7 protein-coding genes are annotated in these 10,053 nt (G+C 72.5%); 3 read left to right on the top strand and 4 right to left on the bottom strand.

Going from position 1 to position 10,053, the window contains the following annotated elements; genetic code table 11:
• Nucleotides 1-38 precede the first annotated feature (38 nt).
• On the bottom strand, nt 39-485 hold the full coding sequence (locus tag ABKW26_RS13960) for a DUF4190 domain-containing protein (protein WP_348594385.1): 447 nt from the start codon (nt 483-485) through the stop codon (nt 39-41).
• A gap of 142 nt (nt 486-627) precedes the next feature.
• On the opposite strand from ABKW26_RS13960, the gene ABKW26_RS13955 reads away from it, so the two are divergent.
• A complete protein-coding gene (locus tag ABKW26_RS13955) occupies nt 628-1,959 on the top strand; it encodes a solute carrier family 23 protein (protein ID WP_348594384.1) in 1,332 nt (443 codons plus the stop codon).
• Nucleotides 1,960-1,969: 10 nt separating this feature from the next.
• Here the strand turns inward: ABKW26_RS13955 and ABKW26_RS13950 are convergent, their stop codons facing one another.
• Complete coding sequence (locus tag ABKW26_RS13950; RefSeq protein WP_348594383.1) at nt 1,970-2,623, bottom strand: LytR C-terminal domain-containing protein; 654 nt, start codon at nt 2,621-2,623, stop codon at nt 1,970-1,972.
• Between the two features lie 25 nt (nt 2,624-2,648).
• On the bottom strand, nt 2,649-2,945 hold the full coding sequence (locus ABKW26_RS13945; RefSeq protein WP_348594382.1) for a type II toxin-antitoxin system VapB family antitoxin: 297 nt from the start codon (nt 2,943-2,945) through the stop codon (nt 2,649-2,651).
• Nucleotides 2,946-3,117: 172 nt separating this feature from the next.
• Between ABKW26_RS13945 and ABKW26_RS13940 the strand changes: the two genes are divergently transcribed.
• Complete coding sequence (locus ABKW26_RS13940; protein WP_348594381.1) at nt 3,118-7,056, top strand: Pls/PosA family non-ribosomal peptide synthetase; 3,939 nt, start codon at nt 3,118-3,120, stop codon at nt 7,054-7,056.
• A gap of 13 nt (nt 7,057-7,069) precedes the next feature.
• Nucleotides 7,070-8,392 (top strand): M1 family metallopeptidase, encoded by a 1,323-nt coding sequence (locus tag ABKW26_RS13935; protein WP_348594380.1) that lies wholly within the window; start codon nt 7,070-7,072, stop codon nt 8,390-8,392.
• Nucleotides 8,393-8,449: 57 nt separating this feature from the next.
• Here ABKW26_RS13935 and ABKW26_RS13930 read toward each other — a convergent pair whose 3' ends face one another.
• Nucleotides 8,450-9,934: a GGDEF domain-containing protein gene (locus ABKW26_RS13930; protein WP_348594379.1), complete on the bottom strand. Its 1,485-nt coding sequence runs from the start codon at nt 9,932-9,934 to the stop codon at nt 8,450-8,452.
• Nucleotides 9,935-10,053 lie beyond the last annotated feature (119 nt).

Genomic DNA, 10,053 nt, shown 5'->3' with positions numbered 1-10,053 from the left:
GGTGACGGCTGGGCCGGTCGTCACGACCTGCTCAGCCGTCACCAGGACTCGTAGCTCACCCCGACGAAGACGAACACGACGATGACGAAGACGACGGCGATCGCGGAGAGCGCCAGACCGACGTAGCCCGTGATGAGTCCCGCGAGGGCCAGGCCGGCGCCCTGCTCGTTGCTCTGCCGGAGCTGGCTGCGGGCGATGTGGCCGAGGACCACACCGACGATCCACCCGACGAACGGGACGACCGTCCACCCGGCGATCGACGCGATGAGCGACCCGAGCGCCATCGCGTTGGTCGACGCGGGCGCGGTGTACGGATAGCCGGAGGAACCGCTCGCCGCGTACTGGTTCTGGTAGGGCGCACCCTGCGGAGCGCTCTCGTACGGCGGAGGGCCGGGGGGTCCGGCGTCGGGTGCGGGCGAGCTGTACGGGTTCGACGGCTGCGCGGAACCGTCGCCCGGCTCCTTGCTGAGGTTGGGGCCAGACACGGGTGCTCCTCGGTTGTCTCGGGACAGTACGTCTACCGATCCTACGCACCCGGGGTCAGGCTGTGTCGAGCCCGCAGTATCCTGCTCCCTGGGTCGCAGGAGCGCCCCTTCACCTGCGTGCTCGTCTGTTCAGGAGATCAACGTGAAGCTTGGCTGGAGCGTCCACGGGGACGGCAAGACGATGGGACCGTCCGACGTCGTCGGGCCGGGGGAGCGGCTGTCCTGGCCGATCACCGTCGGCATCGGTCTGCAGCACATCGTCGCGATGTTCGGGGCGACGTTCCTCGTCCCGCTGCTCACGGGATTCTCCCCCGCGACCACGCTGTTCTTCTCCGCGATCGGGACCGTCCTCTTCCTCGTCGTGACGGGCAACCGGCTCCCGAGCTACCTCGGGTCGAGCTTCGCGTTCATCGCGCCCATCGGCGCGGCCACGGCGTCCGGCGGGCAGTCGGCCGCGGTCGGGGGGATCCTCGTCGCCGGTGTCGCGCTGACGATCGTCGGTGCGGTCGTGCACGTCGCGGGGGCGCGGTGGATCAACGCGATCATGCCGCCTGTCGTCACCGGTACGATCGTCGCGCTCATCGGGTTCAACCTGGCTCCCTCGGCGTGGGACAACTTCCAGCAGGCGCCGCTCACCGCGCTCGTCACGCTCGCCTCGATCATCCTCGTCACGGTGCTGTTCAAGGGGATCCTCGGCCGCCTGGCGATCCTCGTGGGCGTCCTCGTCGGGTACGGCTTCGCCGTCCTGCGCGGGGAGGTGAGCTTCGAGAACGTCGAGAAGGCCGCGTGGTTCGGCTTCCCGGAGTTCGTCACCCCGACCTTCGAGGTCTCCGTGCTCGGGTTGTTCGTCCCGGTGGTGCTCGTCCTCGTGGCGGAGAACGTCGGGCACGTGAAGTCGGTCGCCGCGATGACCGGCCAGAACCTCGACGACCTCGCGGGCCGCGCACTCGTGGCCGACGGTCTCGCCACGACGCTCGCCGGGGTCGGCGGTGGCTCGGGCACGACGACGTACGCGGAGAACATCGGCGTGATGGCGGCGACGCGCGTCTACTCGACGGCGGCGTACTGGGTGGCGGCCGGCGGTGCGCTGGTCCTGAGCCTCTCGCCGAAGTTCGGCGAGATCATCGCCTCGGTCCCCGGCGGCGTGCTCGGCGGGGCGGCGACGCTCCTCTACGGCATGATCGGGATGCTCGGTGCCCGCATCTGGGTGCAGAACAAGGTCGACTTCTCCGACCCGGTCAACCTCACCACGGCGGCGATCGCCCTCGTCATCGGCATCGCCGACTTCACCTGGATGCCGGGCGACCTGGAGTTCAAGGGGATCGCGATCGGCACCGGGGCCGCTCTTGTCATCTACCACTCCATGCGTGGGCTGGCGCGGTGGCGCGGGACGAGCCAGGAGGCCGCCTCGCCGGCGTCGGCGCCCGGTGGTGTGGAGCTCGAAGGCACCGGGCAGGCCGACAAGCACGTCTGACGCCGCGGGCTCAGCCCGCCGGGACCTCTTCGACGGGCTCCTCGGTCGGCGGGACGGTCGGCAGCGGCTGCGGGTTGATCTGGTCCATCGCTACGCAGCCTTCCCGGGAGACCATCGGGATCGTCGGGTCGAGCTGGACGGCCTCGGGTGCCTTGAGGCCCTCGAAGGAGGAGCCGAGGATGACGTCGACGCTCGCGTCCTCGCGTGCGTCGTAGTAGAGGTCGGCGCCCTCGAACTGGGCTGCGAGCGTGTAGGCAGCGCCGAGGGAGGCCGACCCGAAGGAGATCCGGATGCCCTCGACGACCACCTTCGTGTTGCCCGTCGTCGCGACGGTGAACCCGCGCTCGGCCAGCGACGCGGAGGTGGTCGAGGCGAGCCCGCCCTGGTCCGTCGCGTTGAGCACGTTGACCGAGATGCTGTTGTACGCCACCGGGAAGGTGCCCTCGGGGAGGCACGGCTGGGCGAGGACCTCGTCCTGGATGACGTCCTTGCTGCTGAACCCCCGGTCGAACGGCGGGTCGATCGTCCCGGTGTAGACCGCGACAGCCGCAAGGCCCGTGACCGCGAGGGAAGCGATGAGCACCCCGAAGATCACGGCTTGCCGCTCGTGCTTGTGGCGCCGCCGCAGGGCGCGTGCGTCTCTGACGTCGTCAGGCGTGGTCATCCGAGAAATTTACCGCCTCTTGGTCTCAGTCGATGACGAGGACGCGCGCGTGGAGCAGCGAGCGCTGCTGGAGAGCGGCGCGCAGGGCCCGGTGGAGGCCGTCCTCGAGGAACATGACGCCCTCGTACTGCACCACGTGGGCGAAGAGGTCACCGTAGAAGGTGGAGTCGTCCGCGAGCAGCGTGTCGAGGTTGAGGGTGCGCTTGGTCGTCACCAGCTCGTCGAGGCGGACCTGGCGCGGAGCCACCTCTGACCAGTCCTTCGCCGTCACCAGCCCGTGGTCCGGGTACGGTCGGCCTTCGCCGACCCGCTTGAAGATCATGCACACAGTCTAGGTGTCGGCCCATTTGCGACGAGCCACGCACGTTCGTGCACTCCGACCCGGTGCGACGGGATGCGAACCCGGACGTTCACCAGGACGTGAGAACATCCGGTCGAGGCGGGAACGCCACACGGCGCCGCGCCGTGCTCGAGAACCAGGGGACCTGTCAGCTGTGACCTTCCAGACGCCTGATGTCGACACCGACCGTCTGCGCGCCGGGGCGCGAGCGCCCTCTCCGCGGACCCTCGTCGAGATCTTCGCCGCGACCGCGGCACGGTTCCCGCGTGCGGTCGCGATCGACGACGGCGACGAAGAGTTCACCTACGCGGCGCTGCTGCAGGCGGTCGAGGCACGCGCGCGACGACTCTCTGCTGCCGGGGTGCGCCTCGGCGACCGGGTGGGCATCCGGGCGGAGTCCGGCACGGTGGACCTCTACCTCTCGATCCTCTCGATCCTCCACGCGGGGGCGGCCTACGTACCGGTCGACGCGGACGACCCGGACGAGCGTGCTGCGCTCGTCTTCGACGAGGCCGCGGTGGTTGCTGTCGTGGGCGACGACGGCACGGTCACCCGGACCGTCGACCACGGGAACGGTCCAGCCGGCGGGGTCTCGCGTGCAGCGACGGACGCTCCCGTGCCCCCCGGGCTGGAGGACGACGCGTGGATCATCTTCACGTCGGGCTCGACCGGCCGCCCCAAGGGCGTCGCGGTGACGCACCGCAGCGCGGGGGCGCTCGTCGACGCCGAGGCGCGGTTGTTCCTCCAGGACCGGCCGCTCGCGCCGGGGGACAGGGTGCTGGCCGGGCTGTCGGTCGCGTTCGACGCGTCGTGCGAGGAGATGTGGCTCGCATGGCGCAGCGGCGCGACGCTCGTCCCGGCTCCTCGCTCGCTCGTCCGCTCGGGCACGGATCTCGGGCCGTGGCTCGTGGAGCGGGAGATCAGCGTGGTCTCGACGGTCCCGACCCTCGCGGGGCTGTGGCCTGTCGAGACGCTCGATGCGGTCCGTCTCCTCATCTTCGGTGGTGAGGCCGTGCCGGCCGAGCTCGCCACCCGCTTGTGGCGGTCGGACCGTGAGCTGTGGAACACGTACGGCCCCACCGAGGCGACGGTCATCGCGTGCGCGGCGACGCTCGAGCCTGGCAAGCCCGTCCGGATCGGGCTCGCGCTCGACGGGTGGGACCTCGCCGTCGTCGGGCCTGACGGTGCGGAGGTCGCCGAGGGCGAGACCGGTGAGCTCATCGTCGGTGGTGTCGGCCTGGCGCGGTACCTCGACCCGGAGCTCGACGCGGCGAAGTTCGCCCCCATGCCCAGCCTCGGCTGGGAGCGCGCCTACCGCAGCGGTGACCTCGTCCAGCTCGACCACGAGGGGCTCCTGTTCGTCGGGCGAGCGGACGACCAGGTGAAGGTCAACGGCCGTCGGGTCGAGCTCGGGGAGATCGACGCTGCGCTCCTCGGGCTCGACGGCGTCGGGGCCGCGGCGGCCGCGGTCCAGCGCACACCGGTCGGCACCGCCGTGCTCGTCGGGTACGTGGTGCCGTCCGGTGACGGGACGCTCGACACGGGTGCCCTCCTCGCCGAGCTGCGCGACGAGCTGCCCGCGTCGCTCATCCCGCTCCTCGCCGTGGTGTCGGACATCCCGACGAGGACGTCCGGCAAGGTCGACCGGGACGCGCTGCCGTGGCCCCTGCCCGGTGCCGGGGTCGGCGGGGGAGCGTCGCTGACCGGGACCGCCGCCTGGGTGGGGGAGCAGTGGGAGGCAGTCATCGGGGTGCGTCCCGTCGACGAGGACGACGACTTCTTCGCGCACGGCGGCAGCTCGCTCACCGCAGCCCAGCTCGTCTCGGCGCTGCGCGGACGCTATCCGGAGGTGACGGTCGCCCAGGTCTACGCCCACCCGGAGGTCGGCGAGCTCGCGGACCATCTGGACCTCCGCTGGCCCCCGTCTGCGGACGGCACCGCCGCCGGGGGCACCGCGGCCAAGGTCCGCCACGTCGGCCCGGTTCCGATGGCCAGCCAGGTCGCCCAGCTCCTTGCGCTGGTGCCGCTGAGGACGCTCGTCGCCCTGCGGTGGGCGACCGCGCTCGCCGCGATGAACAACCTCCTCGACCTCGCGTGGCAGCTGCCCTGGACCGTACCTGTCTCCTGGTGGTGGGTCGTCGCGGGCTGGATCCTCACCGTGAGCCCCCTCGGCCGGATGGGTGTGAGCGCGCTCGGCGCGAGACTCCTCCTCGTGGGTCTCACCCCGGGGACGTACCCGCGCGGAGGGTCCGTGCACCTGCGGCTGTGGGCAGCGGAGCGGCTCGTCGAGGGCTTCGGTGCGCTGACGGACGGGACCGCCCCGTGGGTCGGCGTCTACGCGCGGCTGCTCGGTGCGCGCATCGGGCGCGACGTCGACCTCCACACCGTCCCGCCCGTGACCGGCATGCTCACCCTCGGTGAGGGGTGCGCGGTCGAGCCGGAGGTCGACCTCTCGGGCCACTGGCTCGACGGGGACCTCCTCCACGTCGGCCCCGTGAGCATCGGCCCCGGGGCGACCGTCGGCGCGCGCAGCATCCTCTATCCCGGTGCGCACGTCGGCGCCGGCACCGACGTCGCGGCGGGGTCCGCCGTGCACGGGCACACCGGCGACGGCGACTACTGGGCGGGGTCGCCGGCCCGCCGGGTCCACGGGGCGCGCCATCCCTGGCCGGCCGAGCGCCCGTCGCGACCACGCCGGTGGCTCGCCGTCTACGGCGTCTCCGCCGCGCTCCTCGCGGCGCTCGCCCCGCTCGCGGCGACCGTCGGGCTCCTCGCCGCGGCGCCTGCCGTCCGCGGGACGACGACGCTCGGCGAGGCCGCCGGACGCCTCCTCCTCGCGGCCGTCGGCGGGACCGCGCTCGCCTACCTCGTCTACGCCGTCCTCGTCCTCGTCATGGTCCGCCTGCTCGGTCGCGGACTCGTCGAGGGGTATCACCCCGTGCGCTCGCGCGTCGGGTGGCAGGCGTGGTGCACGGAACGGCTCATGGACTCGGCGCGCACCGTGCTCTTCCCCCTCTACTCCTCGCTCGTGACCCCGGCCTGGTTGCGGCTGCTCGGCGCGAGCATCGGCAAGGACGTCGAGGCGTCCACCGTCATCGGCCTGCCGAGCATGATGCGCGTCAAGGACGGGGCCTTCCTCGCCGACGACACGATGGTCGCGCCCTACGAGCTCGGGGGCGGCTGGGTCCGGGTGGCCGTCGCGAAGGTCGGTCGCCGTGCGTTCCTCGGGAACTCGGGCATGACGGCGCCTGGGCGCACCGTCCCCAAGAACGGGCTCGTCGCCGTCCTGTCCGCCACGCCGAACAAGACGCGCTCCGGGTCGAGCTACATCGGCAGCCCGCCCGTCCTCCTGCCGCGCGCCGCGACGCTCGACGACGGCGGCCTCACCTACTCGCCCCCGCCGGCCCTGCGCCGGGCGCGAGGTCTCGTCGAGGCGTGCCGCGTGGTGCCCGCGCTCCTCGTCGGTCTGCTCGGCATGACGGTGCTCTTCGCGCTCCAGGCGCTCGTGGTGCACCTCGGCTGGGGTGCGGCTCTCCTCCTCGGCGGTCTCGTGCTCCTCGCGACGGGCGCACTCGCCGCCGGTGTGACGATCGCGGTCAAGTGGGCGCTCGTCGGGCGCATCGGTGCCGGCGAGCACCCGCTGTGGAGCGCGTTCGTCTGGCGCGGCGAGCTCGCCGACACGTTCACCGAGATGGTCGCGGCCCCCTTCTTCGCCGACGGCGTCAACGGCAGCCCTGCGCTCGTCTGGTGGCTGCGGGGCATGGGAGCCCACATCGGTGCGGGCGTCTGGTGCGAGACGTACTGGCTCCCCGAGGCCGACCTCGTCCGTCTCGACGACGGGGCGACCGTCGGCCCGGGCTGCGTGGTCCAGACGCACCTCTTCCACGACCGCATCATGAGCCTCGACGCCGTCACGCTCCAGGCCGGCGCGACGCTCGGGCCCCGCGGGGTCATCCTGCCGGCGGCGGTGCTCGCGCCAGGCTCCGTCGTCGGACCGGCGTCCCTCGTGCTGCGCGGGGAGACCGTGCCCGCCGGCTCACGGTGGGTGGGCAACCCGATCGCGCCGTGGCACGCGCCGGACGTTACGGTATGACCGTGGTCCACGCATGAGCGACATCGATCGGTACGAGCCGTCCCACGGGAGCCGCGACTTCCACGTCGAGCACTACGACCTCGACCTCACGTACCGGGTGTCGGCCAACCGGCTGAGCGGGACCGCGACGCTGCGGGTCACGATGCTCGAGGACGCCAAGGAGATCGCGCTCGACCTCGTCGGCCTCGCCGTCGACAAGCTCGCCCTCACGGGTGCCCGGCTGGCGAAGTACCGCCACCGGGACGGTCGGCTCGTCCTGCGGCTCGCGGAGAAGCTCCCTGCCGGAGCCCGGTGCACCGTCACGGTGCGCTACAGCGGCAACCCCGGTCCCGTCGACAGCGCCTGGGGCCCCGTGGGTTGGGAGGAGCTCGACGAGGGCGCCCTCGTCGCGAGCCAGCCCGTGGGCGCGCCGTCGTGGTTCCCGTGCAACGACCGCCCGGGCGACAAGGCCACCTACCGGACGTCGCTCACGGTCGACAGCCCGTACCGCGTGCTCGCGCACGGGACCCTCGTGGACCGGCGCGTCCGTGCGGCGACGACCACGTGGGTCTACGAGGAGACGCACCCGACGTGCACGTACCTCGCCACCGTGCAGATCGGTCACTACTCGGAGACCGTCCTCGCGGCCGGGCCGGTGCCGCAGCGCGTCGTCGCCGGCAGCCGGCACGTCGAGGCGGCGACCGGGTGGCTCGAGCGGCAGCCCGAGATGATGTCCCTCTTCACGGAGCTGTTCGGCCCGTACCCGTTCGACGCGTACACGCTCGTCGTCACCGACGACGACCTCGAGATCCCGCTCGAGGCGCAGGGCGTCTCGATCTTCGGCAGCAACCACCTCGACGAGGCCGACGCCGTGCGCCTCGTGCCGCACGAGCTCGCGCACCAGTGGTTCGGCAACAGCCTGTCCGTCGCAAGCTGGCAGCACATCTGGCTCAACGAGGGCTTCGCCTGCTACGCCGAGTGGATCTGGTCCGAGGCCGCGGGCGGCCCGACGGCCGAGTCCCTCGCCCGTCGGTACTGGGCCCGGCTCCACAAGCTCGACCAGGACCTCCTCCTCGCTGACCCCGGCCCGGAGGACCTCTTCGACGACCGCATCTACAAGCGCGGAGCCCTCACGCTGCACGCGCTGCGCACGACCGTGGGCGACGACGCGTTCTTCGGCCTCGTCCGGGACTGGGTCGCGCGCAACCGGCACGGTGTCGTCACCACCGAGGGGTTCCGCTCCCTCGCGGCCGAGCACGCGGTGGCGCTCGGCGGCAGCAAGGTGGCGGTGAGCGTCGCGGCGCTCCTCCTGGCGTGGCTCGACGAGGAAGAGCTGCCGGCGCTGCCCGCCCGCTGAGCCACCGCCGACGGGCCGGCTCGCCGGGCAGCCGAAGGACGTCAGGTCTGCAGGGTCTCAGGCGGGCGCGGCCGATGCGTCGCGCATCTCGCGGCGCTTCTCCGCGTACATCCGAGCGTCGGCGATCGAGGTCAGCTGCTCGCCCGAGAGAGCGTTCCCCAGCCGGACCGCGGCCGTCCCGATGCTCGCGGCGGCCGGCGCCGTGATCGGGCCGAGCTCCACCGGGGTCGAGAGGGCCTCCCTGATCCGCGCGACGGTCTCCGACCTCAGGACGTCGGGGTCGCCGACGACGATGACGATGAACTCGTCCCCACCGAAGCGCGCGACGAAGCCGCTCGTCCGGACGACGGCCCGGAGCCGGTCCGCGACCGCGACGAGGAGCCGGTCGCCGACGTGGTGGCCGTGCTCGTCGTTGACGTCCTTGAAGTTGTCGAGGTCGAGGAAGCACAGGAGCGCCCCCGGCAGGGCCTCCTCCGCGACCTGCTGGACGGTCTCCTCGAGGTGCTGGTCCGCGGCGCGACGGTTCGGCAGCCCGGTGAGGGCGTCGTGCGTCGCCTGGTGCGCGAGCTCCTGCTCGGTCCTCGCCTGGAGCCGGGCGAGCTGCGCCACCCGCGCGAGGACGAGCGGGACGAGCACGAGCGTGCCGGCGCTGAGCAGCGGGAGGTCAGCCTCTCGCCCGGTCCCCTCCCGCGCGACGGCGAGGATCGGGTTGAGCGCGAGCGCGACAGCGAGGAAGCCGAGGTGCTGGTACGTCAGGCGCTGTGTCCGCGGCCTGCTCGACGGCACGAGCGCGAGGTCGCGAGGCCGCGTCGCCGCGGCGGCCAGGGCTACGTTGGACACGATCCACAGCATGCCGACCCACGGCTCCTCCGCGCCGGTGCGCTCGTCGACGTGGACCGTCATCGCGATGTTGGCGACGATCGACGACACCGCAGCGAGGACGAGATAACCGAGGGTCAGCCTGGCGTGCTCGGCGGCGACGACGGCACGCACCATCGCGCCGGCGATCCCGCTCACGACGAGCAGACCGACGAGGGCGACGGTCCGGTCCACCGACGAGACAGTGCGCCCGGCGAGCGCGGGGTCGACGACGAACGCCCACACGAGGACCGCCGCCGCGAGCGCGACGATGGCGGAGTCGATGGCCTTGCCGCCGTCGTCACGCACGGCGGGCAGCACGAGGAGCACGGTCGCGACGAGGAGGCCTACGTAGCCGAGTGCGACAGCGGTCTGCGCGACGAGAGCGAGGGCTGCCGGGAGCGACGTCGTCGCCGTCTGGACCAGCCAGACGGCGGCATCGACGGTGAGGCAGAGCGTGGCGCCGAGAGCCCACCACCATGGTTGTGCGCGCTCGGGCCGGCGCACGGCGAGCGTCAGGGCGATCGAGGCCGGGGGGAGGAGCGCAGCGAGGAGGAAGACGGCCGCACGGAGCACGCCGTCGGTCAGGAGGTACACGGCGGGCACGACGATCGCGACGACGGCGGTGACGACGGCGTGCTGCGTCGACCGGGCGCGGGCACCGTCGGCGCTGCTCGTGGACATGCCCTTCCATCGGCTCGCGCGCGGTCGGCATGAGGTGTCGCAGGGGCGGGGACGGTCAGGGTGGCACCGGGGCGGCACCAGGATGACGGAAGGGGTTGTGCCCACCGTGTGGTGGGCAC

Source organism: Sanguibacter sp. 25GB23B1, assembly GCF_040012415.1.
Taxonomy (GTDB): Bacteria; Actinomycetota; Actinomycetes; order Actinomycetales; family Cellulomonadaceae; genus Sanguibacter.
This window is presented reverse-complemented; position numbering and strand designations above follow the sequence as displayed.